The 22,862-nt window shown below is 40.1% G+C and carries 30 protein-coding genes; 14 read left to right on the top strand and 16 right to left on the bottom strand.

All coding sequences use genetic code 11. From position 1 onward, the window contains the following. Positions 1-36: 36 nt before the first annotated feature. Positions 37-735, top strand: coding sequence for a winged helix DNA-binding protein (locus ACH11B_RS25475; RefSeq protein ID WP_130856789.1), 699 nt, complete (start codon positions 37-39; stop codon positions 733-735). Continuing rightward, a complete protein-coding gene (locus ACH11B_RS25470; RefSeq protein ID WP_130856790.1) occupies positions 732-1,184 on the top strand; it encodes a DUF2141 domain-containing protein in 453 nt (150 codons plus the stop codon). Before ACH11B_RS25475 ends, ACH11B_RS25470 begins: the two co-directional genes overlap by 4 nt. A 1-nt stretch (position 1,185) precedes the next feature. On the opposite strand, the gene ACH11B_RS25465 is transcribed toward ACH11B_RS25470, so the two are convergent. The 5 genes from ACH11B_RS25465 to ACH11B_RS25445 form a co-directional block, all read right to left on the bottom strand. Continuing rightward, entirely contained in the window at positions 1,186-2,676 is a 1,491-nt protein-coding gene (locus tag ACH11B_RS25465; protein ID WP_149106004.1) for an alpha-L-fucosidase, read from the bottom strand. Positions 2,677-2,688: 12 nt separating this feature from the next. Next, a complete protein-coding gene (locus tag ACH11B_RS25460) occupies positions 2,689-3,927 on the bottom strand; it encodes a glycoside hydrolase family 88 protein (RefSeq protein ID WP_377611103.1) in 1,239 nt (412 codons plus the stop codon). 25 nt (positions 3,928-3,952) lie between these two features. After that, positions 3,953-5,710, bottom strand: coding sequence for a RagB/SusD family nutrient uptake outer membrane protein (locus ACH11B_RS25455; RefSeq protein WP_130856793.1), 1,758 nt, complete (start codon positions 5,708-5,710; stop codon positions 3,953-3,955). Between the two features lie 12 nt (positions 5,711-5,722). Further along, positions 5,723-9,247: a SusC/RagA family TonB-linked outer membrane protein gene (locus ACH11B_RS25450; protein ID WP_377611101.1), complete on the bottom strand. Its 3,525-nt coding sequence runs from the start codon at positions 9,245-9,247 to the stop codon at positions 5,723-5,725. Between the two features lie 209 nt (positions 9,248-9,456). Beyond that, on the bottom strand, positions 9,457-10,626 hold the full coding sequence (locus ACH11B_RS25445) for a FecR family protein (protein ID WP_377611099.1): 1,170 nt from the start codon (positions 10,624-10,626) through the stop codon (positions 9,457-9,459). A gap of 99 nt (positions 10,627-10,725) precedes the next feature. On the opposite strand from ACH11B_RS25445, the gene ACH11B_RS25440 reads away from it, so the two are divergent. Then, entirely contained in the window at positions 10,726-11,307 is a 582-nt protein-coding gene (locus tag ACH11B_RS25440; RefSeq protein WP_377611097.1) for an RNA polymerase sigma factor, read from the top strand. Positions 11,308-11,328: 21 nt separating this feature from the next. Here ACH11B_RS25440 and ACH11B_RS25435 read toward each other — a convergent pair whose 3' ends face one another. Beyond that, positions 11,329-11,817, bottom strand: a complete 489-nt coding sequence (locus tag ACH11B_RS25435; protein WP_013667910.1) for a DUF6097 family protein — start codon at positions 11,815-11,817, stop codon at positions 11,329-11,331. A gap of 4 nt (positions 11,818-11,821) precedes the next feature. After that, positions 11,822-12,529, bottom strand: coding sequence for a hypothetical protein (locus ACH11B_RS25430; RefSeq protein ID WP_130856797.1), 708 nt, complete (start codon positions 12,527-12,529; stop codon positions 11,822-11,824). 348 nt (positions 12,530-12,877) lie between these two features. Between ACH11B_RS25430 and ACH11B_RS25425 the strand changes: the two genes are divergently transcribed. From ACH11B_RS25425 to ACH11B_RS25410, 4 genes are all read left to right on the top strand, one after another. Beyond that, positions 12,878-13,171, top strand: coding sequence for a hypothetical protein (locus tag ACH11B_RS25425; RefSeq protein ID WP_013667908.1), 294 nt, complete (start codon positions 12,878-12,880; stop codon positions 13,169-13,171). A gap of 71 nt (positions 13,172-13,242) precedes the next feature. Beyond that, complete coding sequence (locus tag ACH11B_RS25420; RefSeq protein WP_013667907.1) at positions 13,243-13,455, top strand: hypothetical protein; 213 nt, start codon at positions 13,243-13,245, stop codon at positions 13,453-13,455. A gap of 235 nt (positions 13,456-13,690) precedes the next feature. Further along, positions 13,691-14,143 carry a carboxymuconolactone decarboxylase family protein gene (locus ACH11B_RS25415; protein WP_377611095.1) on the top strand — a complete coding sequence of 151 codons (453 nt, stop codon included), beginning with the start codon at positions 13,691-13,693 and terminating at the stop codon, positions 14,141-14,143. A gap of 180 nt (positions 14,144-14,323) precedes the next feature. Beyond that, the gene (locus ACH11B_RS25410; protein WP_377611093.1) at positions 14,324-14,578 is read left to right on the top strand and encodes a hypothetical protein; all 255 of its coding nucleotides are present in this window, start codon (positions 14,324-14,326) and stop codon (positions 14,576-14,578) included. 89 nt (positions 14,579-14,667) lie between these two features. Here the strand turns inward: ACH11B_RS25410 and ACH11B_RS25405 are convergent, their stop codons facing one another. Continuing rightward, on the bottom strand, positions 14,668-15,486 hold the full coding sequence (locus ACH11B_RS25405) for an NYN domain-containing protein (RefSeq protein ID WP_130856800.1): 819 nt from the start codon (positions 15,484-15,486) through the stop codon (positions 14,668-14,670). Positions 15,487-15,671: 185 nt separating this feature from the next. Then, positions 15,672-15,863 (bottom strand): cold-shock protein, encoded by a 192-nt coding sequence (locus ACH11B_RS25400; protein WP_013667904.1) that lies wholly within the window; start codon positions 15,861-15,863, stop codon positions 15,672-15,674. Positions 15,864-16,130: 267 nt separating this feature from the next. Here ACH11B_RS25400 and ACH11B_RS25395 point away from each other — a divergent pair, with 267 nt between their 5' ends. After that, positions 16,131-16,514: a PAS domain-containing protein gene (locus ACH11B_RS25395; protein ID WP_083812330.1), complete on the top strand. Its 384-nt coding sequence runs from the start codon at positions 16,131-16,133 to the stop codon at positions 16,512-16,514. A 41-nt stretch (positions 16,515-16,555) separates the two neighbouring features. On the opposite strand, the gene ACH11B_RS25390 is transcribed toward ACH11B_RS25395, so the two are convergent. From ACH11B_RS25390 to ACH11B_RS25360, 7 genes are all read right to left on the bottom strand, one after another. Further along, the gene (locus ACH11B_RS25390) at positions 16,556-16,816 is read right to left on the bottom strand and encodes a hypothetical protein (RefSeq protein WP_013667903.1); all 261 of its coding nucleotides are present in this window, start codon (positions 16,814-16,816) and stop codon (positions 16,556-16,558) included. A gap of 97 nt (positions 16,817-16,913) precedes the next feature. After that, on the bottom strand, positions 16,914-17,360 hold the full coding sequence (locus ACH11B_RS25385; RefSeq protein WP_013667902.1) for a hypothetical protein: 447 nt from the start codon (positions 17,358-17,360) through the stop codon (positions 16,914-16,916). Beyond that, entirely contained in the window at positions 17,360-17,917 is a 558-nt protein-coding gene (locus ACH11B_RS25380; protein ID WP_130856803.1) for a hypothetical protein, read from the bottom strand. The genes ACH11B_RS25385 and ACH11B_RS25380 overlap by 1 nt, the downstream gene beginning before the upstream one ends. A gap of 126 nt (positions 17,918-18,043) precedes the next feature. Next, a complete protein-coding gene (locus ACH11B_RS25375) occupies positions 18,044-18,484 on the bottom strand; it encodes a carboxymuconolactone decarboxylase family protein (protein ID WP_013667900.1) in 441 nt (146 codons plus the stop codon). 70 nt (positions 18,485-18,554) lie between these two features. Continuing rightward, a complete protein-coding gene (locus ACH11B_RS25370) occupies positions 18,555-19,130 on the bottom strand; it encodes a Crp/Fnr family transcriptional regulator (protein ID WP_377611089.1) in 576 nt (191 codons plus the stop codon). Between the two features lie 388 nt (positions 19,131-19,518). Beyond that, positions 19,519-19,995 (bottom strand): hypothetical protein, encoded by a 477-nt coding sequence (locus ACH11B_RS25365; RefSeq protein WP_377611087.1) that lies wholly within the window; start codon positions 19,993-19,995, stop codon positions 19,519-19,521. A 138-nt stretch (positions 19,996-20,133) separates the two neighbouring features. Then, complete coding sequence (locus tag ACH11B_RS25360) at positions 20,134-20,607, bottom strand: helix-turn-helix domain-containing protein (protein WP_377611085.1); 474 nt, start codon at positions 20,605-20,607, stop codon at positions 20,134-20,136. A gap of 86 nt (positions 20,608-20,693) precedes the next feature. Between ACH11B_RS25360 and ACH11B_RS25355 the strand changes: the two genes are divergently transcribed. The 6 genes from ACH11B_RS25355 (at position 20,694) to ACH11B_RS25330 (ending at position 22,860) form a co-directional block, all read left to right on the top strand. Then, complete coding sequence (locus tag ACH11B_RS25355; RefSeq protein ID WP_377611084.1) at positions 20,694-20,930, top strand: hypothetical protein; 237 nt, start codon at positions 20,694-20,696, stop codon at positions 20,928-20,930. 21 nt (positions 20,931-20,951) lie between these two features. Next, positions 20,952-21,191, top strand: a complete 240-nt coding sequence (locus ACH11B_RS25350) for a hypothetical protein (protein ID WP_377611082.1) — start codon at positions 20,952-20,954, stop codon at positions 21,189-21,191. 84 nt (positions 21,192-21,275) lie between these two features. Then, a complete protein-coding gene (locus tag ACH11B_RS25345; protein WP_377611080.1) occupies positions 21,276-21,431 on the top strand; it encodes a hypothetical protein in 156 nt (51 codons plus the stop codon). 13 nt (positions 21,432-21,444) lie between these two features. Beyond that, positions 21,445-21,906 (top strand): hypothetical protein, encoded by a 462-nt coding sequence (locus ACH11B_RS25340; protein ID WP_377611078.1) that lies wholly within the window; start codon positions 21,445-21,447, stop codon positions 21,904-21,906. 194 nt (positions 21,907-22,100) lie between these two features. Next, positions 22,101-22,472 carry a hypothetical protein gene (locus ACH11B_RS25335; RefSeq protein WP_377611076.1) on the top strand — a complete coding sequence of 124 codons (372 nt, stop codon included), beginning with the start codon at positions 22,101-22,103 and terminating at the stop codon, positions 22,470-22,472. Between the two features lie 4 nt (positions 22,473-22,476). Beyond that, complete coding sequence (locus tag ACH11B_RS25330; protein ID WP_377611075.1) at positions 22,477-22,860, top strand: hypothetical protein; 384 nt, start codon at positions 22,477-22,479, stop codon at positions 22,858-22,860. Positions 22,861-22,862: the final 2 nt, after the last annotated feature.

Here is a 22,862-nt window from a genome sequence, read left to right as displayed (position 1 = left end):
TTGTTTATTTTGATACATTTGTGTTTAATTACTGACATGGATTACAATTTAGTGATACAGCTGTTGTCCGAACTTAGGCAATACGAACAGGAGATGAATAGATCTCCCGACAATATTCATTCTTTTGCAACTTGGTTAATTAATAAGCGCGATTTCAATGATGCTGCGGATGAAAGTTTGTTTATGCGAATAAATTGGCATGGGAAAGATCGCGGCGGTAAGGCCCATTATAATGCATCTCATTTGATTACAGCTGTAGGTAGGCATAAAATGAACTACATTCGGCAAGCGCTAGACGGGACTGCTTTCGATACTTACGACGAGTTTGCCTTTATGTTGAGCTTGGTTTTCAAAGGCAATTATTCTCCATCTAAATTAATTGAAACTCACCTTCAACTTAAACCGACAGGAATCGAGGTTATACGCCGCTTGTTAAAGAAACAATTAGTAGAACAAACACCTTCCGAAACAGACAAAAGAGCGAAAGTTCTGTCTGCCACGACGCTGGGAAAGCAAGCTTTTTATTTGGCTTTGCAACGCATTAATAAAGTTACTGATCTCATTATGTCGCCGTTGTCGGAAAAGGAGCATCTCGTATTACTATCGTTACTGCAAAAATTGGATCAACGACATCGCCCGATTTATTCGTTGGATAAAAAGAGCTCTTTTGATGAATTGATTTCGATGTTTGAATCGGATAACCCTCAATATTCAGATCCAAAAAATGAAAAATGATGTTTAGTTCCTGTCATCGTCTATTATTTTGCTTATTTACGTTTGTTTTTTGTTATATAGGGCTACGTGCGCAGCAAAAAAGTGTGCTTCGGGTCGATGTTTGCAATCTAAAAAATAATAAAGGAGTTTTATACGCGGCTCTTTATAGAAATCAACAGTCTTTTTTAAATGAAAAGGAATGTTACGCCAGTAAGATTGTTGAGAGCAATCACGCCGACACGCTATCTTTTTTCTTTGAAGAACTACCGATAGGTAAATATGCGCTCGCTATTTTTTTTGACAAAAATGGTAACGGTCGAATGGATACAAATTTCTTAGGTATCCCCAAAGAACCCTTTGGTTTTTCGGCGAGAAAGATGCCCTTATTTAAGGCACCTCGTTTCGATGAAGCGTCCTTTGTGCTAAAACCCGATAATAACAAGCTTGTTATAAAGTTGATTTCTTTTTAAGCTATTCAGGCTCGCGTTTAAAACTTACCTTTAGTGTATAGCCGTTTGGCAAATTGATAATTGATAAAGGTAAAGTTACTTCCAAGCCGTCAATTTTTTGTGCGAATGCTACTTTGCCGAAACCGAGAATTTCTACCTTTTGTATAGTCCTGATTTCTTTTGAAAAGGCTTTAATTAAGATGTTCGAATGAGAGGACGTTTTGAGTGCTATGGCATATACCGAACCGTTTTTTTGTGTAAACCAAAAATCGGTCGGGCTGATCTGTAGTGTGAAACCTTCTTTCTCCCGCTGTTCTGTATCGGTAATTTTATATTCCGCAGGGCCTTCATGGTTTATACGCCATGGTCTTGTGCCATAAATGGCTTCTTGATTCACCTGAAGCCATTTGCCAATCGATTGCAGATTGTTAATGACCATTTCGGGTACGGAACCATCGGCACGTGGACCGATGTTGAGCATATAATTCCCACCTTTGCTAACTATTTCCAGCAACCAATAAAGTAGCTCCTCTTTACTTTTCCAATCCTGATCATAGGACTTATAACCCCATGAATTATTGAAGGTTCCGACAGTTTCCCAAGGAATAGCGTATTGTTCCTTTTTTGTGGGGATCTTATTATCACCCGGAATAGCATAATCGCCCATCTGATTACCTATGCGTTCTGAAATAATAATCTTGGGATTAATATCATAAACTGTTTTATAGAATCGGAAACTTTGTTCGGGTTTCATTAAACCCGGCATATCAAACCAGATGTAACGTATGTCTTTAAATTGGTAAAGTAATTCTTTGACTTGGGGTACCGATTTGTTGTCTAGGTATGACTGAAAACTATTTGGACTGGGATCCCATAGGTTAGCACCAAAAGCGTCGGTTCGTTTTCCCTCTCTATCATTCATCGTTTTGGTTTCTTTATACTGCGCATCAGCACCATCGGCCCAATCAATGTTATGAGAATAGTAAACGCCGAAACGTAAACCGAATTTTCGACAGGCCTGGTTGAACTCTGCTATAATATCGCGATTAAATGGAGAGGCGTCAACAACATTGAAAGGACTTGCTTTCGATTTGAACAACGCAAAGCCGTCATGATGCTTTGCGGTGATGACGATGTATTTCATCCCGGCGTCCTTGGCCATTTTAGCAATAGCATTGGCATCAAAGGTACTTGGGTTAAATTCGTCCGCCAATTTGGCGTATTGTTTTCGTGAAATCTTCGCGACAAGCTGAATCCACTCTGCAACGCTGGGACTTCCCATTTCTTCCATTTTTTTTCCTTCCCAAATTCCGCCGGGAATGGCGTACAACCCCCAATGAATGAACAGCCCGAATTTTAGGTCTTGAAATTCCTCCAAAGCAGTGGCCTTACTTCTATTCATTTCTCGCCAACGTTCCTTCATTGTCTGTTCAGACTGCGCAATGGCTGTCTGCGTGGCAACAGAGGTTATAACAGAAAATAAACTGATAAGCAAGTAGAATCGGATCGTCATGGTTTGAATAAGTTAAGTGTGTGAATTCTTTTGGATGCGTAAAAGTGCTTCCAGAAAATAATAGTCGGCATATACTAAGGGTACATCAATCTCACCTCCATGAGGAATACTGCCTACGCTATGTTTTAGCAGAAAATAGCCATTTGTGCCGGCTTGAGCCATATACCTGTCCGTACTCAATGATTGCAGAATTTTCTTTGCAGTGCTGTAAAATAAGCGTTTATGCTTTTCTTCTACATAAGTACTGAGCTCAAGCAGTGCCGAGCTGGTAATTGCAGCCGCTGATGCATCCCTTGGAATTTCTTTAAACTTGGAGGCATCATAATCCCAGTTTGGCTGATAACCTGCTTGTCCGACATGGAAATCCCAATAGGGGATAAGGTCACTGGGCAAGTGTTGATGATTGATATAATATTCCGCCATTTTGATGGCGGAATGGAGAAATTTCGTGTCTTTAGTTTCCCGATACATAACCGTAAAGCCATAAAGTCCCCAAGCCTGTCCTCTTGACCAAGCCGAATTGTCGGCATAACCCTGAGCCGTTTCTCTACTCAGTACCACTCCCGTTAAAGGATCATAATTGACCACGTGATAAGAACTATAATCTGGACGATAGTGGTTTTTTAGCGTTGTTTCAGCATGTTTTATGGCAATGGTTCTGAAAGAGCTATCGCCTGAAAGCTGTGATGCCAGAAAAAGCAGCTCCAGGTTCATCATATTATCAATAATTACCGGAAATTGATAAACCGATTGGCCATCCCACGAACTAAAACTGTTCCACGATTGGATGGCACCGACTTTTGAATTGTAGCGACTAACAAGCGATTTGGCACTTTGAATCAGTATTTTCTTATAGCACGTGTCGCCGGTTAGCCGGTATGCATTGCCATAGCTAGAATTCATCATAAATCCGATGTCATGATGATCTGTATTGTATTGATTTGCTTCTAATGAATGGGTCCATTTTTGAGCGGCTGCTTTCCACTTATTGTCTTTGGTATACTCATATAGATACCACAGACACCCTGGCCAGAAACCACCGGTCCAATCATGGATATCAGTATAGCTAGTTTTTCCATTGGCATCGGTCGATCGTGGATAGCGACTTAGATCGGTTGCAGCGGATAATAGGAGGGTGTATTGTCGCGCTGCCCGATCGAAACTTCGTTGGACAATATCTTGCCTGTCATGGTTAAATGAAACCAGTAGCAAAGTCAATAATAAGGTGTATGGGAATAAAAACTTTTTCATCTTTAATAATTTACGGCATGCTGATTTAATCAATCCAACCCGGGTTCTGTTTCAAGTTGGGATTCATTTGGATTTCATTTGATGGTATGGGCCAGGTATACAGATGATCACCTTTATAGCTATAATCGCTGACATTGGCACCCCAAATCTGCTTTCGACCATTTCCGACCTGGAAAACCTTTTCTTTCCAAGTAGCCCATCGTAATTCATCGAAATAGTTAATACCTTCATTAGGAAATTCCACTCTTCGTTCATTGCGAATACGCTCGCGCAAGTCTTCTTGTCCTGTCACGGTAGTGGCTGTATTTGAATTTAACAAGGCAACACCCGCCCGCGCCCGTACTTCATTCACTTTTTCGACTGCCTCTGATAGCAGCCCTTGTTCGTTGAGGGCCTCGGCCCACATCAATAGCACATCTGCGTACCGCAGAATAGGAAAATCGATCGGCCCAAAATTCCGGTCTACTAGTTCAGTAACCCCTTCGGCTACAAACTTTCTATAAAAGTAAAAGAAATTGATCTGTGTGTCGCTTTGAATATCACCATCGATTGGCGCTTGCGCCCTAAAGGGCCAACGCATATGTTGTATACTTTCCACATTAGTAAAATTATAGGCACCGCGGAAGGTTGCATAAGGAGTAACTATATTCGCCTGCAAACGGGGATCACGGTTATCGTAGGCTGCCTTAATGCGTTCTTCGTTACCCTGTGGTAGATAAAGCTCCATTTTTGCACCACGTAATGCAGCAGCGGCTTTTTCACTTTCGGTTAGGTTATCGCGTAAGAAAAACACCTCCCTTTCATTAACGGAAAGTTTTGTGTAGCCGGGAATAACCGCGTCCCAGCTGAATTTCGATCCATCCATATTTTCATAAAGATCCACGAGATGCGGAGAGGGCATATAATAGTTCCAGCCGCGAGTGTAAGCGGAGGGCCATCCGCAGAATAGCTGGAAATTGTTTCCGTAACCAAATTCACTACGATTTTGAATTGAAAATATCATCTCTGACGACTGTTCATTGGCTTCCTTAAACAGAGCTTTGTAGTCAGCGAATAAAGTATGTCCGGCATCCTTCACCTTTTGGAAATCTGCAGCGGCCAATGCCCAATCGGTCTTGTATAGATAAATCTTTCCACGCAAGGCGTAGGCCGCTGCCTTGGTGACGTGTCCATAGTTTCCATCTCCGGTAGCGTATCGTTCCGGTAGTTGTGGTTCATTAATACAGTCGCTAAGATCAGCTAAAACCTGATCCCATACCTCTTCTTCGGTATTTCTTGGCTTAACCGCTTCTGTTGCCGTGAAAGGTTCCAAATAGATAGGCACCCCCTTATATACTTGATTTAATCGGAAATAGAAGTAGGCCCTCAAAAATTTACATTCAGCAATATACCTTGCCTTCTTTTCCGTACTAGATGGTGACTTCTGCGGAATGTTCTTTATGCCATCATTGGCCCGTTGGATGCCTTCATACATCATCTGCCAGATATTTAAGAACAAAGGATCGCCGGCAGTAATCGTACCTGTTAATAAGGGCTCATCCCAACGTCCTTGTCCTGTAAATGAGAATCTGTCCATCTGATACAGTTCATAGGGCGAAACGAGTCCGCTATGCCCCATTTTTAATCGTAACGCATTATAGACGCCGGCGACACCTAAATCGGTTAGGTTATCCGTAGTCCACATCGTGGTGCTGGAAACAGAAGAATAGGGGGAAGTATCCAATAGGTCTTTTTTGCAACTACAAAGAGCGCTAATCATTAATATCGCGAATATTTTTTTCATGATCATCTGAGTTTAAAAGGTTAGATTTATGCCTAATGAATATTGACGCATGGTGGGGTAATTCGGTTCATTAGTGCCTGATGCATTGTCGGGGTTTAAAGACCCGGGTGGGATTTCAGGATCCAAACCCGGAAATTTGGTGAACGTTAACAAATTCTCGCCAGCTAAGTAAACCCGAAGCTTGGAGATGGAAAATCGGTTAGCAAAATTACTCGGTATGGTATAACCGATCTGTAAATTTCTAAGTTTGACAAAGGATGCATCATAGAAATAGAAATTACTGGTTCGGCCGTTTTGTGCATCGGTGACTCCCTTTAGGCGCGGATAATGTCCTTGGATATTGTTAGCCGGATCATTGGGATTTGTTTCGTTGTAATAGTAATGATTGTCAGCCACTAAAAGTGGAACTGATTTACCTTGTGCTACGATCGATTGGTTTAAATAAATCGTATTCCAATAATAGGACATTCCCGTGGCCGCCGACCAAATCATAGAAAAGTCGAATCCTTTATAAGCCATGTTAACGCTTAAACCGAAGTTGTAAGCGGGTGTGGCACGTTTGTTCATAAACTGTTGATCGTAGACATTGCCGTATATACCATCACCATTTAAATCCGCATAGATTAAATCGCCATACCAGATCTTAGTAGGATCAATACCATCTGCCGGCTGGAAGCTGTAACCGGCCGCAACCATCTGCTTTAACCATTCCATGTCCTCCGGTGTGCGGATCATGCCATCATGCGGTCCACCGTTTATGTTGACAGAACCGTCGGCCAAAAAATGGTCACCCGTACCTTGATAGATATTGTACAGGTAAAACTCGTTAATAGCATGCCCCTCCAAAATTCGTGTGTTGCTTCCATTTGAAACCTGGCCAATGTTGGATTGATAAACACGGTTTCCCGTGGCATCAGTTATGAAGCCCTCCTGCAAGCGTCCTTTGTATTTTTCAACCCGATTGGTGTTGTATGCAAAATTGCCGGAAATTGAATATTGGAAATCGTTAGCTTTTCCCTGATATCCCAAGCTCAATTCGACCCCCTTTTTGCTTACCTCAGCAATATTCATTGTCGCCGCTGCCGCAGTGCCGGTAGTTGCGGGAATATTTGGAACAAAGAGGATTCCGTCCGTATACCCCCGGTAAAAATCAACTTCGAAATTAAGCTTCCCTTTCCACGTGATACCGGAGATGCCAAGATTGGTTGTCGTGGTTGTTTCCCAATGGAGTAAATCGTTACCAAGTTTCGTCTGCGCCAAGCCTCGTACCGCTTGATTGTTAAAAGAATAGGGAACGGTACCATATGTCGGCAAATGGTCATAATTGCCGGAAGCATTATTGCCGGTTCGGCCCCAAGAGGCGCGAATGCGAAGATCATCGATAAAGGATTTAATAGACGACATAAAGCGCTCTTCGGAAATCCGCCAACCAGCAGAAAATGCAGGGAACAAGCCCCAGCGACGCGCGGCTCCAAAGCGCGACGAGCCGTCATAGCGTATGACTACTTCTCCAAGATAGCGCTGGTTAAAAGCATAATTGAGACGACCGAATACCGATCGCAAACCATAATCTGTTTCATCTCCGTTAATGCCAGTCATGGTTGTGCCTGAATTTAATGTCGTTAAATCAGGATGTATCAAGCCTAATTTAGCAGCATCAAAATTATATTGGTTATAATATTGTTCGTTGTAACCCAATATCGCACCAAAGTCGTGTTTTCCAAGGGTGTTGTTGTAACGTAAAACGTTATCGATTATCACATTATAGCTTTTGTACAAAGAATATCGGGTTGTCATTTGTGCTGGAGTTTGTGCAGCTGTACTTAGCTGATTGGTTGCAAAATTCCATTTCTCATAGGGGATAGGATGGGTGTTATTCTCCGTATACGAATTGTCGTAGTGAACTTTCGTTTCAAATTCCAAGCCTTTTACTATGTTTAATTTTGCAAAAATTGTACTATTGATGCGGTTCACCTGGTTTTTTCCCCCTTGGCTGTTTAGGTAAGCTAATGCATTATTGGCCGTTGCCGACTCTTCGGCTGCTGCGGGAAATCCATAAACTCCGTTATAGTTGGGGTATACACCTGGTACCGTTTGCGTTAAGTATGAATACGCCGTGGCAACATCAGCGACACTGGTGTTTTGAATATCACCGAATGTTTGCGTACCCACGGTAAGGAATTTGGCTACTTTAGCTTGAAGGTTAACGCGCATCCGAATATTGTCGGCACCGGTTAAGGGCATTGTTCCAGGATTATCAAAATAACCTACAGAGAAAAGATACTGGGTGTTTTCTGTTCCCCCATTCAAGGTTAGGTTATGGTTTTGTAATAGCTTCCGTTGGCCAAAAAGTACTTTTCCCCAATCAGTATTGGGATAGGCGACATCATTAGGAATGCCGTGTTCGGTTAAACCATTCGGATCTTTCGCCGCTGTCTCCCATTTATCGATTGTTGCGTCCGTATATATAGCAGCTTGCCCAAGGTTCATAAAACCTTCATTTACCAACCGCATATGCCTGGCATAATCCGTAACAAATTGGGGCATGTTATTGGGCCTAAGCATGGAGGTCATACCCGTATAGGATACATTTGTTTTTCCCTTCGTGCCTTTCTTAGTCGTAATCAAAATAACGCCGTTTGATCCGAGGGATCCGTAAATAGCTGCGCTGGCAGCATCCTTCAAAACGGAAATTGCCTCCACATCATTTGGATTTACGGCATCCATAGAACCTACAATACCATCGATAACCACTAAAGGGGAGGTGCCGTTTAAGGTTCCTGTTCCACGTACTAAAATGTTGGACCCATCCGCTCCAGGTTTTCCGGTGCTCGCTTGCACATTGACCCCTGCTGCAAGGCCTGCTAGCGAGGATGATAAGGTGGATGCAGAGCGATTTTCTAACGAAGATGCGTTAATGGTGGCAACAGCCCCAATTACATTCTCCTTTTTTTGTGTTCCATAGCCCACTATCACCACTTCGTTCAGATCGTTAATCAGTGGTTTCATGGAGATTGTTAGCGTAGCTTGGCCATTTAGGTTGATCTCCTGAGCTTCGTATCCTAAAAATTGCACTAAAAGAATTCCTGTACGGAGATTAATCTTGCATTGGAAATGGCCTTCGTCATCGGTTGTAATTGTTTCGCCACTGCTTTTGTTTTTTATCGTGACACCTGCTAAGGGTTTGTCCTGTTCGTCTACTACAATTCCCGTCAGTAATTCTTCTTGTTGTGATATAACGGATACTTTTCTTTGCAATAGGATTGTCTTACCGCGGATGTTATAGTCTAAGGACTGATTAGCAAAACAGGCGTCGAGTACTTCTCTGATATCTTTGTTTCGCATATCTACCGTAATAGGTTGCAACTCTTGTGCAACACGATTATTATAGAGAAAATCGTAATCTGCCTGCTGCCTGATCTTTGCGACGATCTCTTTTAGTGTTGCATTTTTAGCCTTAAGGGTGATTTTCTGTGCAAAGCTAGAAGCATGCACTTGCAACATAGCTAATACAACCAGTAATGCGGTCAGTTTCATTTTTAGCAAGATGTGACGGAAACAATACGGTATCGTACCGAATGACGTTTCGATAAAATTTTTATACATTTGATTGTTGGGTTTAAAATTGTTTAGAAGCAATGAATTTATTTACCTAACTGTAGCCTGTGCTACTGAGCCGGAAATGCGCCAACATTTCCGGTTTCTTTTTTTCTCCTTTCTTTTTTGGTTAGCGTTGATTTATTTCATTATTTGTGCTCGTTGTTATCCATCACGATAAGCTTTCTTCCCTGAAGTTTAAACCGAATATTGCCGAGTGTCGTCAAATCACGGAGAATATCTTGTAGGTTGGCATTGCGGGAAAAGGTCCCTCCGTAACGATCGGTGTTGTCAGTTTGTTGATAGCTTACTTCTACATCATACCAACGTTCAATAACCGGCATAATTTGTTGGATGCTTTGATTATCAAATATAAAGTAGCCGTTTTTCCAAGAAATAATATCTGCCGGATTTACTGTACGTACTTGCATATTTCCGCGATTCTTTTGGACGACTGCTTGCTGGTTTGGATATAGTTGTTTAGTGTTTGCTGATGTAGGTTCTTTCACCACTACACTCCCAGATAGCAAGGTAGTTTGGACAAGGGACTCTTCTGGGTACGCTTTAATATTGAAACTGGTGCCCAGCACTTGCACGATGCTGCCCTCACTTCGGACAACGAAAGGCTGTTGAGTCCGTTTAGCAACTTCGAAATAGGCCTCGCCCGCTAGTGTGATAACTCTTTCTTTCAGATTGGCGAATGAACTGGGAAAACTGAGCGTTGAACCAGCATTAAGCCACACCTTCGTACCATCTGCTAATTCCAATTGATATTCACCACCTTTTGGGACATGAAGTGTGTTAATTATATTTGCATCTTGCTTTGTCTTTTGGTCCTTTGCTTTATATACTACACGCCCTTCGTCTTTTGTAATTAAGGCTTCCTCGTTGGCTATTGTACCGTTTTGGGTGTCGTCTAATTGAATGGTGCTACCGTCGGCAAGTGTCAGAGTTGCCTTATTTTTTCCAGGAACTATAGGAGATTCACTTGCTTTCGCTATATGCCGCGTTGATTGTTTCATTGGTTTTAAAAGATGGATATAAGAACCGATTAGTAAAACACCGACAATGGCGGCTGCCGCATAGTACCACAATTTCTTAACCGTTCGCGTGTTTCCTGAAGATGAAAGTGCGGTGGTTTCTTTAATACGTTCGAAAATGGATTCTTTTATGTCGTTCTCAATACCGAACTTTTCATCCCATGGCTTATCGTCTAGCCGAAACTCCTGCCAATACTCTCGTAAACGTTGCTTTTCCTCGGCGCTACACAGTCCTTGGGTATATTTTTTATAGAGTGCAATAAAATCTTCTCGATTCATAAGATTAACTGGTTATTATGGTAGTGACAAAAAATTAAAGGCACACACATAAAAATTTTATTTTTTTTCGAGAATGTGTTTTATTTGCAGAAACCAATTATGTCAAGCAGCAAACTAACCGACCTTGAATTATGGTTCGCGGTAAAGCGAAGTGATCAGCGAGCATTTAGTTCCCTGTACGATCGATATTGGTCAAAAATCTATACAACTTCTTATAGCTATCTGCGCGATAAAGAATTGGCAGCAAATGTAGTACACGATGTGTTTACCTCGCTTTGGTTACGAAGAGACGCGTTGATGATCCAATCATTTGAAGCGTACGTAACGAGAGCTACCAAATACATTATCTTCCGGAATTTGTCCCAGCTTCGAAAAAATTTAATGGAATATGAGGACGATTTAGAACGAAAGTTGAAAGATGATACAACTAACAGGGGAGAAGAAAGGCTAGTACAAGACGAATCGATGCAACTTGTTCAATATTACTTATCGGCACTACCCGCTCGATGTCAGGAGATCTTTTCGATGAGCCGATTTGACCAGTTGTCTAATGAGGAGATTGCCCAACAGCTCGGAATTTCAAAAAGAACGGTAGAAAATCAACTCACCTATGCTTTGAAACATTTAAGAATGCATTTAAAAGAATTAAGTATTATCTGCTTGTTTTTGTTGGTATCTTAATACAGCTTGTTCATTTATTCGTTATGAAGTGTGGGAATTTTTTAAATGTTGACGGAATTCATTCCATGCTTGCTGATAAGCTTTGCCACCACCCCGAGTGCTTCTCATATAGCTATTTCCTATTTGAACACTTACTAGGAGAAAAAGAAGAACAATTGCTAGTATAATGGTCACCGGTAGTATATGACTAAACATCCAACTAAATACCTGCTTTTGAATAAAATACTCAGGAAAGAGAAGGTTTGTCAAGTATATTCCCCCGATAACGAGACCTATCAACAGGGCTATGGATACCGTGATTGATTTCCACAGCTTGCCTTTTTTCAGAACGGCTGAATAGCTATTCGTATGACTCCATTTTTCCAGCTCAACCAATTGTTCATCTAAATTATCTTCAATTTTTTTTACCGGAATTTGATGTTGATCAATCCATTGATGACAATAAAGTAATTGTTCTTTGAGGTGCGCCACTTGCTGTAGCGAACTTCCTAAACTATGTAAAAAACCCATAATCTCAATTCTCAAATTTAATAACCCGTCCTATAGTATAGTTAGCTCTTTGCATGTCTTTTGGGTAAGCAATAAGCACATCTTCTTGTACAATTTCTTCCATTAGATGTTTAATAACGCGCTCTTGACTAGCTCCGAAATTCCCGATTGATAGTTCACTTTGCCTATTATCCATATTATCTTCTACTAGGGTGTTACTTCTGACAATAAAGATGGAGTCACCTTCAATCTTCATGACCTTAACCAATCCGATTCCATTTATACTTTGCTCATCTGCGGTATTAATAAAAGATACACGTAAAATATCTCCCTGTTTTAACTGCCTTAAACGATTGTACAACGTTTCTTTCCGAGTGGCAGCTTCCGCTGATTTTTTTGCATTTATCTTTGGCATTACAACCGATAGGACAGCAATAGCGATTAAGAAAATGATTGTATTTCTGAAGAAGCCAATTTGAAAAGGGACAGCCTCCTTTAGTACTTCAGCCTCCTTTTTTATAAGGTCACTCCAATCTGCTTTTAGAATTTCCTTTCCTTGAATCGTATAAAGCCGACTTTTCTTAACACTCGCTGGGAACCAAGGTCCCAACCAAGAGATATAATGTTGGCTAATTGCCAATACGAAGGACTCTTCAACTTGCGCGTTCTTGAGCTTTCCCTGAATGTTTTTTTGGATAAGTTGTTTTTCGTTAATGGAGTAAATAAAAATCATGTGTGAAAATTTGTAATAGGTAAGGCTGTTGTCAAAAATTAAGCCATGGTTCATTTAATGGTGTTCTTTCCGTACTAATGTTGTTGTAAATTTTTGGGAGACAGGGCTTAGCTAGCATTGTTTTATAATTTCTTGTCACTGACAAGTGGCATGACAAATGGTCGTATTTTTTCTTTCGCACTATTTTGTGAGCGATGCTTGCATTTCCAATGTGGAAGCTGTTTTTATATTGACTCACTATATATATAGCAAACTTTCTTTTGTAATCGTTTGTTATACAGCAAAACCAATAGCTTTCTCAGAAGTATGTAGGATGGGAAAGTAATATTTAAATTATGAAAATGTCTGATGCATTTTGCACACGAGTTAAGTGGTATCACTTGTTTTCTCATCAAGTCTATTGAAATGGAAGTTAATCTAGATAGAAAATTGATCGATGAACTTATTGTCAAAGGGTATACTGTATTGGTTTCTTCAATGCACTCAACTGGGAATTATTGCCTATTGACGCCAAAAAAGTGGGACTTGGAGGCAATTAACAGTAATCAATTTGCTGCCTTGGGAGAAGAAGAGATTATTTTGCTGGATGACCTGCTACTTTTTAATTGTGATGAATTTAATGGTTATAAGGTAGTTAACTAAATAGCACCCATCGAAAACTACAGGTGAAACAATTAAAATGGTCTCTATGTTTTATAGTAAACTATTTACCCATGGATTCCTTTGATATTACGGTGGCCGGCAAGGTCTATCTGATAAAACCCGCACTTAACAGTTCGGAGCTGTCTTTCACAACCGATGTCGATAATAGTGAAGTACTATTCAAGGACAGTGGGGATGGCATTATTGCTATTACAACCAATGCGGATATTGAAGTAAAGCTTTTGGAAAAGATTGCCAAAGAGATAGAAAAACAGATAAGCTAAGCCTACTAAAAAATCCCTCAACAGGCGATGAGGGATTTTACAACTATGCTACTAAAACGAGACGAAAAACACTCGTCTATTTAATAACAGATCCTATAGCTCATTGTTCTGAGAAACATAAATAACTAACGAAGTTGTTGAATTTCAAATTTGTATTGACTTGTTAAAAAAAAACAAATAATATGTCCAATCGCGAATACTCAATTGTCATAGGGGTATAAAAACAAAATATATCATGGAACAGAGAATTAATTTTCAGACTAAAGGACAGAATGCATTAAAGGCTTTATTCGGTGTTGGTGCCTATTTGAAAAAATCGTCAATTGAAAAAAATCTTCAAGAATTGGTACATTTTAGAATATCACAGATAAATAAATGTGCCTATTGCTTGGATATGCATTCCAAGGAACTTCGAGCCGCAGGCGAAACAGAGCAGCGTCTGTATGGTTTAAGTGCATGGCGAGAAACACCTTATTTTTCTGCACGCGAAAGGGCTGCTTTGGCTTGGGCAGAAGCGGTCAATCATTGCGATGTGCCTGATAACATCTACCAAGAAGCAAAGGCCCATTTTTCTGATGAGGAGCTTGTGGACTTAACTTTAACCGTTGGCGCAATCAATGTATGGAATCGACTTAATATTGCTTTTCATACGGTGCCCGGTGACTATAAAGTAGGTCAATTTGGATAAGCGGTTTTTTAGACGCGGTTTCTAAAAAGGTTGCCCGGAAGGAAGGGCAACCTTTATTGTATCGTAGAAAGTAGGGAAATGAAGCGATTAATCGACCAATGTTTTTTTAATTATGACCGCCGCCTGAAGTATAGCCGTTTTAATTGCAGGTACATGAGCTATTGGATTTAGTAAGCCGTAGTGAAACATCCGCGCGCCGTATGGCCCAATGCCGCTTATACTCAGGTAAAAAGGCCAAATGGAGTAATCGGACGAAGCGTTCGTACGGAGCGATGGCGATATACCGAATGGGATGCCGGTAAAGCAGGAGCCGAGCTTTATGATCATGAAACGGACGCCAACGAGTTCTATAATTTGACAGATGATCCGGCTTATGAGAAAATAAAGCAGGAGCTGATTATAGCGCTAAAAAAGCGATTCCCTCCCGGTGAGTAATCTCTAATATCTGTTTGCGTAAGTTTTGGCGTAGCGAATTTAATATAGGCTTGAATAATCACTATTTGTCGAAGAGTTAATCATCGTCATTATTTTGCTTTTTTACGACTTGACTTTAGAAGTTCCCGATTCTTGATATATACGTGTTTGATTTTAGAATTTTCGACATTCTTTTCTTCGATTTCGAAATGTCGACTAAGTGATTTAAAGAAGGGTGTCAGTTTGCTAAACCCGTATATACGAGGATCAAAATCGGGTTTCCTTTTGTTCAGCAAGGCACCAAGTTCAGCGAGTGATGCCCATCCGCTTTCATCGGCAACGTCATCAATCGTGTTCTTTATTAATTTAAGAAAATTATGGCTGATGCTTTCTGCGTCCGCACTCCGAAGAGATTCCCGCTCGGTAGGTTCCTTTTCTTTATTTAGCGCTTGTGTTCCACTGCCTGTAGACTCGCGGCTATTATATAGAATCTCAATATAAATGAATTTATCGCAAGCAGCAATAAATGGTTTAGGTGTTTTCTTTTGACCTATGCCTAATACAAGCTTTCCCGACTCTCTGAGTCGAATGGCAAGTCTTGTAAAATCGCTATCGCTGGAGACAATGCAAAAACCATCCACTTTTTGGGTATGGAGTATATCCATTGCATCTATTATAAGTGCAGAATCGGTTGCGTTTTTCCCCGTGGTATAACTGTACTGCTGTATGGGCGTGATGGCATGAGTAAGTAATGGTTCTTTCCACCCGGCAACATAGGTGCTAGTCCAGTCGCCATAGATTCGTTTGATAGAAGGAGTGCCATGCCGCTTTACCTCATCTAAAATACCTTCTATCTTAGTACTTGAAACGTTATCTGCATCAATAAGAACGGCAATATTCAAATCTGCATTTTCTTTTTTTATACCCATTGCATCATCTTGTATGATCCATATTAAATACTTTATTGCAAAGATATCAATAAACTTTTTTAAGGGGTACTATCGATCCTGTAACGATACGCGAGTTATTCATTGTTTACCGAATAGCAATTATCAAAAATAAAACCGCATCAATTTGCATTGATGCGGTTTAAAGACAATATCATGGAGTTGTATTAAATCAACTTAACATTTACTGCATTTGGACCTTTTTGGCCTTGTTGTACTTCAAATGAAACATCATCATTTTCACGAATACGGTCTTTCAACCCGGAGCTGTGAACAAAAATTTCGCGTCCGCCATCTTGTGGAGTAATAAAACCGAATCCTTTGGTTTCATTGAAGAATTTTACTATGCCTTTTTGCATGGTGTAATAGATAAAATAAAAAAATATATTAATTGCTATAAAGATACGTATAATTTATTGATATACAAGTTTTTTTGATTTTAGTTTCGCTGTGTTCGGAGCCTGTTACAATACGTGGTTTAATATTTGTTGTCTATTCAAAGGATGATCGTTGCCGTATGGCCTACGTAACGAACTTGTTAAAAATATGTTGGCCTTATTAAGCATCAAACTTTGCAAACAAATTATACCCCTTAATTGTTTCATAGATAGTTTAGATCAGAAAGTATGAAGAGGACATCTGCTCCCTCATTACCGGACCGGTTCCACGAGGTTATGCTCCGAACAGTATCGCCGGATGTAGGCCACTTAGAAGTGGACAGCGAGCATCAAATTGTAAAGGTAGATAAAAAAGCTGCCGAATTATTGGGATATTCCGATGTAAATCTGGAAGGAAGTAGCTTGTGGGATGTATTGTGCGAAAAACTACCCGCCTATCATTATCAGACAATTAATATGGCCATATTGAAGCGAATGGAACATGTAGTTTATACAACGCTAAATATATCCGGTTCCAGCGTTTGTCTAAAAATAATGCCAAAGCAACAAGGACTGAGGATTACGATTTCAACTCGGATTCCATCTGATTTTTCAGGAAGAACAGAATTGTAATGATTGTTTAAAGGGCGCAAGTTTCGACTTTTAGCAATTGATTATAACCGGTATCGTAGCGAAATGGAATGCCAGATAGCTTGCGCGAAAGCAGGATCATCATCTGATCCGCTAAAATACCATTGTGATGCTGACCTCTCTAAGGTTTGCACGATACCATCTAATAAGATTTTGACCGATGTATCGGTCTTCTTGATGTCTTTATTTAGTATTCTAACCTCGTAGTCTATGTTCTTGAAAGTTACCCTTAGGGGTTGGCTTTTATAAAAATATGTCTCGTCAGGTAAAATCGTATCTTCCATAAAGCAGACGCAAAAATAATTTTTTCGCGAATTTTTTCTTAATTGTTTTCAAAATCGTGTACGTAATTGACATTTTCGATGGTTAATGGAAACAAGGTCATTTTCGTAGTTTTCTATTAAAAACGATTTTACGCAAAAGATGAAAGCCGTTTGTGAACTTGCCGCTTGCTTTCAGTATAGGTAAACTGAGTACTGCGAGTAACGAAATCGCCGCAGACGTCCCCAAAGCTCCCCCATATCCGTTAAAAAAACTACTCGTATTGAGATAAACCGTGCAAAAGACAAGTCCGGCAGCACCGATCAAAAAATAATTTGAAACAAGACGTGCGGATACCATACCAATAAAGGACGAACCGATAAAAACCACAGGAATATTCGTCGTGAGGTATGGGGATAAAAGCTTGGGAAATAAAAAGAAGAAGATCGCAATAGTTAAAGATAAAAAGGCTGATGAGCGGACAGGACCTTGCTTTAGATGTTCGTTGACATAGAAAGTGCTAATTGCGGCAGCAAAGCTTACAATGAATAAAATCAGTACAGACATCAGAAAATAAGAAAAAAAATCAAAGATGTAATGGTTACACCGGCAAATGCGAGAACACCTAACTTGCCACCAAGACCTGAAAAAAGGCTCTTGGAGAGAATCATCAACATGCCCGTGAAGATACTGGCGGCTAATATGAAAAGCATACTTGATGCCACCTTGGTACTTGACATCCCGATAAAGGCTCCGCAATAAAAAGCGGGCGGAAGCTGTTTTAAATAATGTGAACGCTTATTTAAATTCGGAAGAAAGGAGGCACTTGTTCCTACCATGCCCGCCGCCATGACAGGCCCTAAATGTAATATGTTATTTATATAATAGGAACATAAAGCACCAACAGGAATCCAGAGAGCGACGAAAATGTGCTCATAAGTATGTTCTTCGTGGTGGAGGGGCGCCCTAAGATATGTTATGGTAAGCGCGATGGAAATGAAGATAACAAAGATCGGAATGAAAGTAGTACGCTGATGCTCTAAAAGAATAGCAATAAGAAATAAGCTTTGGATAATTAATAAAAAGAGTACAAAAGATATGCGGATCGTTTTCTTCCAGTTCATTAATGTTTTTTTGCGGGTGCAAAATTAAAACTAAAAATGAAAGAAGATGTCTAAAAAGATATTTTCTTCGCGTGTCGAGCGACACTTTTTTAGACATCTCCTTTATCACCGCATTATACTGGATGTTTATTTGGAAATCGGTAAATGGGTAGTAATCGCGATTCGATTCCAAGCATTGATCGTAACAATAGCCATGATTAACTGTGATAAGTAATGCTCGTCAAATAGGTTGGCGGCTTGCTCATATACTTCATTAGATACGCCTCCCTGATGGATAAGTGTCATTTGTTCTGTCAGGGCCAATATAGCCTTTTCCTCTTCATCAAATAGATCGGTTTCACGCCAAGCACTAAGCAAAAACAAACGCTGTGCTGTTTCACCACCTTTTATGGCATCTTTTGTATGCATATCCAAACAAAAGGCACAACCGTTTATCTGCGAAGCCCGCACTTTTAGCAACTCCTTATGCGATTTCTTCAGTGAAGTTCCCTGTAAATATTTTTCCAATCCAAACATAGCTGAATAAGCGGCCGGTTCTACAGCCTGCACATTGACTCTCGTTTTCATAATCTTACAATTTGTATTTCTTTATGGATTCAAAGGTCGGGAAGAAGGTGGAGATAAATCTTAAACTGGTTTAAGAACGTATTTTAGCTCTGAGTTCACTAAGGTACTCAGGTGTAAAGCCAAGGTAGGATGCCAATAAGTACTGCGGGATTCGCTGGATGAAGGAAGGATAATTCGTACTAAAATGCCGGTACAATTCTTCTTTGGAGAAGTCATATAGGTATTTCATGCGCATTTGAGAAGCTGCAAAAGCATGTTGAAAAGTTAGACGGAAATATTTTTCCATAATCGGAAATCGATCAAGTAGTTTATCTTGCACGATACGGTCGATAATCAAGACTTCTGTTTTTTCTACCGCTTGAATAAAAAAAGACGTCGCTGCCTGATATTGAAAAGCCATATAATCGCTTATCCACCAATTTTCGATGGCAAACTGTGTTGTCTGTTCAACTCCTTTTTCATTAACAAAGTACATTCGTAAACAACCCTTTATCACAAAATAATTGGATTTACATATTTGACCTTCAGTTAATAGAAAATCTTTCTTTTGTAAACTTCTGCCGCTAAAATAAGGAATCACGTCAAGAAAGTCTTCTGCAGATATTTTAATGAATTTTCGTAAATGATGAAGTAGTTCTTGCGCCATATATACAGCTATTTAAAATACTAAGATAAAATTTTATATGGTTATCGGTTTTGTTTTTTACGAAAGTGCTCTTTTCCTTGACGGAAGGAACCAAACCAAAGAACGAATTGATGAATCCATTCTGGACATTTTTACTATTCAATCGAAGGTGAAGAGGTCATAATTTATTACAAAAAAAGCCGCAGTTTTAGCAACTGCGGCTTTCGTACCTAGGGCGGGAATATCTGTTTTCCTGTGATTCAGCTAGTTGTAAAATTATTTTGTTATAAGTTTTGTTGCGTTCACAAAATTTAATCAAGTTAACTGAGCAAGGGCGGGAAAAGCGACCCAAAAAGGATCTCTCGGGTGTTTGAAACAGTCCAGTTTTAAGATTGCCGAAAGGTCGGTGTCACTTTTTGATGGCCATGCCGGATCCTTGATAGCCTTTTATAAGAATGTTTCCCTCTTTTGTTGTGTAGGTTATCGGAGATATTTTCAGGTTGATAATACCCGTTGCTCCGACTTCTAATGCTTTTTCGTACAGTTGCTTTATAACCCCTTCTTCTGTAGCCTCAACGTAAGTACCCTTCTTCACATATCCTGTTTTCGAAGGTCCTGAATAAACGTCATCTTTAAATTTCGCTTCCTTAATTTCTTTGGGTGGAGCGGCCATATCTGTTTCGGCATATCCGCTTATAAAAATTGACGATAGAGATGAGATTGGGGAGTAGTTGAAGTTGACAGAGTTGGATTCTGTGATAAAAAAACCGTTTTTTGAGTAACTAGAATAGTCTATACTCTTAGTGTTATAAACTACGGAATTTCGATACATTGAACATGAAGTTAGAAGCGCTAAAGCCGCTCCGATCGGTAATAGTTTTTTCATATATTTCTTTTGGGTTAATGGTTATTTTATAGACGAATTTGTTCTTTATGGTTGCCAGTATATTATACGATTTCGTTCTGATTGATTGTTGTTGATTATTTGGCTTCAGGTTTTACATATATCACTCTTAACCAACGGTTACCCGGCGGCGATGTTGCTTTTATTTGGGTCTTTCGGTTCTATAAGAGCTTTTAGTCTCTTGTTCTCTTCAGTCAATATTTCAATTAGGTTTCGCTGAGTTTCTACATGAGCCTTAAGCTCACTTATCAGGTCGTCCTTTGGGTCGTTGTAAGAAGCTAATGATTCATTAATAAGCGGATATTCTTCATTTTCAGCATTTTTATAATTATTGTCCGCCAACATCATGTCACCATCGTTAAGATCAAACCACTTCCTACTAACCTTTAACTTATCTTCTAGTTTTTGCCCCATTGTCTTTGGCACATGGCCTGAACTTAAAATTTCAGACACATAGGATTTTGACATCCCAATGGCTTTAGCAAACTCAGAATCATTTTTAAAACCTAGTTTCTCAATAACTAAAATCAATCTAGTTAATTTTTCCGAACTTTTTTTCGCTTGATTATCAGGCATTTCTAGTAAAATATTCATTTTTCCGAACTTTTAATTTGTAATGTTCGGAATTACGAACTAAATTTGTAACAACAAAACGGTAATAACAAAACAAATATACCATTATGAACACAACAATCAACGTGGATGCAAGAGAAATTCTTTTTATTAAAGAACACGCACCGAAAGGATTCTCTCGGATAATCGCCGATTCATTACAATCGGAGGGGATAACCGTAGATCGGGTAACCGTTCACAAAGAAATATCTACGCTTAAAACCAACTATAACAAGCAGGTGATCGAGACCGCTCGTCGCCTCCTTAAGGCAATTAAAGGTGTCGAGTTTCAGGCTGGAAATTAAGTTTAGTTAAGGCAACCGATCATGACAAAATCCGATGTAATGCCAGGCGTAAAGTTCTACAGAAAAGACATGCCAAAGGTCCATTATACGTTTCGTTTGTTGGGCATTCGAGGTATTTGGGTCTACCGAAAGAACGGCAAGTTCGTCGGTCAGGTGGGAGAGGTCACCGACGAAGGATTCTCAATTGCTAACATGGTGATGGAAGAGGTGTCTACCGCCTTCATACCATTCGACAAACTAGAAATTCATAAACGGGATTAATATTAAGTGAGCGCGGATACGCGCATCACTGTGTGAAAAACCTAACCACAATAAGTGTAAACCAATATGAGAAATTGCACAGTTATGAAAAGAATATTCACCCTTTTGATCTTGGCCTTTTCGGTTGCGGCATGCGACAAAGAGGACATAGCCCCGGTAAAAAAACCAGCGAGCGAGCTTCCGGAACATCCTTGGGAGCTAAAGCGGAAAGACGATGTAAAGCTTGTTATCAAACCTTAATAATCAAATCGCCATGATGCAATGGACCTTAACCAACAAAGCTAATGCCGTGGGAGTACACATTAGCTACAGCAAACCGCTAAAACCGAAGAACGAAAACTTCTTGTTGCCTAGTCCGCAGGACGCTCAAAAGTTCCTTGAAGGCAGACAACGGAAAATTATACTGGATATCATGACGTCATATGTGAAACAGCGCCTTCATGCTTTCAAGTATTACAGGAACGCGTATGGCATGGACTCACTGATCGAATCCGCTAGCCGACTGCTGAATGAGCTTACCCTTCAAAGGGAAAGCAATAACCCCTTGATCGTCGTTGCCTCCGCGGTTTGGTGGCTCGAAGCTGACCTTCGATTGATCGCTCCGCCCGATCATTCTCACTTTCGCCATTACTATAACGAGGTTATAGATCCGCTGATCAATTACTGCCGAGACCTAAGTGCTGCACATCGAATTAAAGTTCGAACACATAGATAATGCTACCAGGGGAAAGCCATCTGCAACGCTCTTTGAGGTTCCTAAGGCTACCAATTAACCGCTAAGCTGTTTGCAGACCGCTTAGTAATAACAGACAGGATAACCAGCAATCGTTCTTTAATCCTGCTAACATATCCCGATCGCCTCCGATAGCTGGCCGGAGGTTTTTTAAACAACTTAATAAAAACTCTAAAATGACTAACGATAGGCAGTTTAAACAAATGGAAGCGCTTCTTAAGATTTTTACAATGCTTGAGGAGATACCCGGCCCAGAAGAGCAGAAACGGGAAATTGTTGAAAAAAAAAGACTCTTGGAAAAAACCATTGAAGCATGTAAGCGCTTCGACGAACTGATGAATGCAGTTGGTGCGCCCACCTGCACCTGTATCAGGGATAAGAATCTCGGACTGATTAGAAAGATCGAAGGAAACGGTGGTAACAATATAAAACTATCTTTTTCAGAATCTTCCGTTATAGCTGTCCACTATACTAAGGAAATAGGTTTGCGACACTGCGCAGTAGTTCCGATCAATTATTGTCCATTCTGTGGTCAAAAAATTCACTAGAATCATGAAGGATCAAAACCCAATTACCATCATTTATGGCACGAACGGATCAGGAAAGTCCGCTTTATCAAAAGCATTGATGTTACCAGGCCGTAATGTGTTTTCCACAGGAGGTATTGTCAGGTCAGGTCTAACTGATTTACTTAAAAGACCGGGTGTTACGGAGAGCGACATAATTTTAATAGACGACTTAAGACCAAAATTTTTGGAGTTTCTCGTTATGATATGCAAATCTGATGAGCTTCTATTTATTCCAAAAAATAGGTCCGTCTATAGAATAAAGAGACCGATTGTAATTGCCAATCTAGACGAAGCAATCGCCGTTATTCCGGAAGAAATTTCAGGCCTTCCACACGCTCGAATCCTTAAACTAACAAGAGAGAAATAGCC

Origin of the sequence: Olivibacter sp. EAT-5 (assembly GCF_044784325.1) — a bacterium.
Taxonomy (GTDB): Bacteria; Bacteroidota; Bacteroidia; order Sphingobacteriales; family Sphingobacteriaceae; genus Olivibacter; species Olivibacter oleidegradans.
The sequence above is the reverse complement of the archived record's forward strand: the minus strand, read 5'-3'. Positions and strand labels throughout refer to the sequence as shown.

Bases quoted from the DNA above. Each gene is read 5' to 3' on its own strand.
- ACH11B_RS25405 (WP_130856800.1), bottom strand. From the start codon at position 15,486: ATGGGTATAAAAAAAGAAAATGCAGATTTGAATATTGCCGTTCTTATT.
- ACH11B_RS25390 (WP_013667903.1), bottom strand. From the start codon at position 16,816: ATGGAAGATACGATTTTACCTGACGAGACATATTTTTATAAAAGCCAA.
- ACH11B_RS25450 (WP_377611101.1), bottom strand. From the start codon at position 9,247: ATGAAACTGACCGCATTACTGGTTGTATTAGCTATGTTGCAAGTGCAT.
- ACH11B_RS25385 (WP_013667902.1), bottom strand. From the start codon at position 17,360: ATGTCTGTACTGATTTTATTCATTGTAAGCTTTGCTGCCGCAATTAGC.
- ACH11B_RS25425 (WP_013667908.1), top strand. From the start codon at position 12,878: ATGCATTTTGCACACGAGTTAAGTGGTATCACTTGTTTTCTCATCAAG.
- ACH11B_RS25375 (WP_013667900.1), bottom strand. From the start codon at position 18,484: ATGAAAACGAGAGTCAATGTGCAGGCTGTAGAACCGGCCGCTTATTCA.
- ACH11B_RS25380 (WP_130856803.1), bottom strand. From the start codon at position 17,917: ATGAACTGGAAGAAAACGATCCGCATATCTTTTGTACTCTTTTTATTA.
- ACH11B_RS25465 (WP_149106004.1), bottom strand. From the start codon at position 2,676: ATGACGATCCGATTCTACTTGCTTATCAGTTTATTTTCTGTTATAACC.
- ACH11B_RS25360 (WP_377611085.1), bottom strand. From the start codon at position 20,607: ATGAATATTTTACTAGAAATGCCTGATAATCAAGCGAAAAAAAGTTCG.
- ACH11B_RS25395 (WP_083812330.1), top strand. From the start codon at position 16,131: ATGAAGAGGACATCTGCTCCCTCATTACCGGACCGGTTCCACGAGGTT.
- ACH11B_RS25345 (WP_377611080.1), top strand. From the start codon at position 21,276: ATGAAAAGAATATTCACCCTTTTGATCTTGGCCTTTTCGGTTGCGGCA.
- ACH11B_RS25430 (WP_130856797.1), bottom strand. From the start codon at position 12,529: ATGATTTTTATTTACTCCATTAACGAAAAACAACTTATCCAAAAAAAC.
- ACH11B_RS25455 (WP_130856793.1), bottom strand. From the start codon at position 5,710: ATGAAAAAAATATTCGCGATATTAATGATTAGCGCTCTTTGTAGTTGC.
- ACH11B_RS25400 (WP_013667904.1), bottom strand. From the start codon at position 15,863: ATGCAAAAAGGCATAGTAAAATTCTTCAATGAAACCAAAGGATTCGGT.
- ACH11B_RS25470 (WP_130856790.1), top strand. From the start codon at position 732: ATGATGTTTAGTTCCTGTCATCGTCTATTATTTTGCTTATTTACGTTT.
- ACH11B_RS25460 (WP_377611103.1), bottom strand. From the start codon at position 3,927: ATGAAAAAGTTTTTATTCCCATACACCTTATTATTGACTTTGCTACTG.
- ACH11B_RS25415 (WP_377611095.1), top strand. From the start codon at position 13,691: ATGGAACAGAGAATTAATTTTCAGACTAAAGGACAGAATGCATTAAAG.
- ACH11B_RS25440 (WP_377611097.1), top strand. From the start codon at position 10,726: ATGTCAAGCAGCAAACTAACCGACCTTGAATTATGGTTCGCGGTAAAG.
- ACH11B_RS25370 (WP_377611089.1), bottom strand. From the start codon at position 19,130: ATGGCGCAAGAACTACTTCATCATTTACGAAAATTCATTAAAATATCT.
- ACH11B_RS25335 (WP_377611076.1), top strand. From the start codon at position 22,101: ATGACTAACGATAGGCAGTTTAAACAAATGGAAGCGCTTCTTAAGATT.
- ACH11B_RS25340 (WP_377611078.1), top strand. From the start codon at position 21,445: ATGATGCAATGGACCTTAACCAACAAAGCTAATGCCGTGGGAGTACAC.
- ACH11B_RS25350 (WP_377611082.1), top strand. From the start codon at position 20,952: ATGACAAAATCCGATGTAATGCCAGGCGTAAAGTTCTACAGAAAAGAC.
- ACH11B_RS25475 (WP_130856789.1), top strand. From the start codon at position 37: ATGGATTACAATTTAGTGATACAGCTGTTGTCCGAACTTAGGCAATAC.
- ACH11B_RS25365 (WP_377611087.1), bottom strand. From the start codon at position 19,995: ATGAAAAAACTATTACCGATCGGAGCGGCTTTAGCGCTTCTAACTTCA.
- ACH11B_RS25420 (WP_013667907.1), top strand. From the start codon at position 13,243: ATGGATTCCTTTGATATTACGGTGGCCGGCAAGGTCTATCTGATAAAA.
- ACH11B_RS25435 (WP_013667910.1), bottom strand. From the start codon at position 11,817: ATGGGTTTTTTACATAGTTTAGGAAGTTCGCTACAGCAAGTGGCGCAC.
- ACH11B_RS25445 (WP_377611099.1), bottom strand. From the start codon at position 10,626: ATGAATCGAGAAGATTTTATTGCACTCTATAAAAAATATACCCAAGGA.
- ACH11B_RS25330 (WP_377611075.1), top strand. From the start codon at position 22,477: ATGAAGGATCAAAACCCAATTACCATCATTTATGGCACGAACGGATCA.
- ACH11B_RS25355 (WP_377611084.1), top strand. From the start codon at position 20,694: ATGAACACAACAATCAACGTGGATGCAAGAGAAATTCTTTTTATTAAA.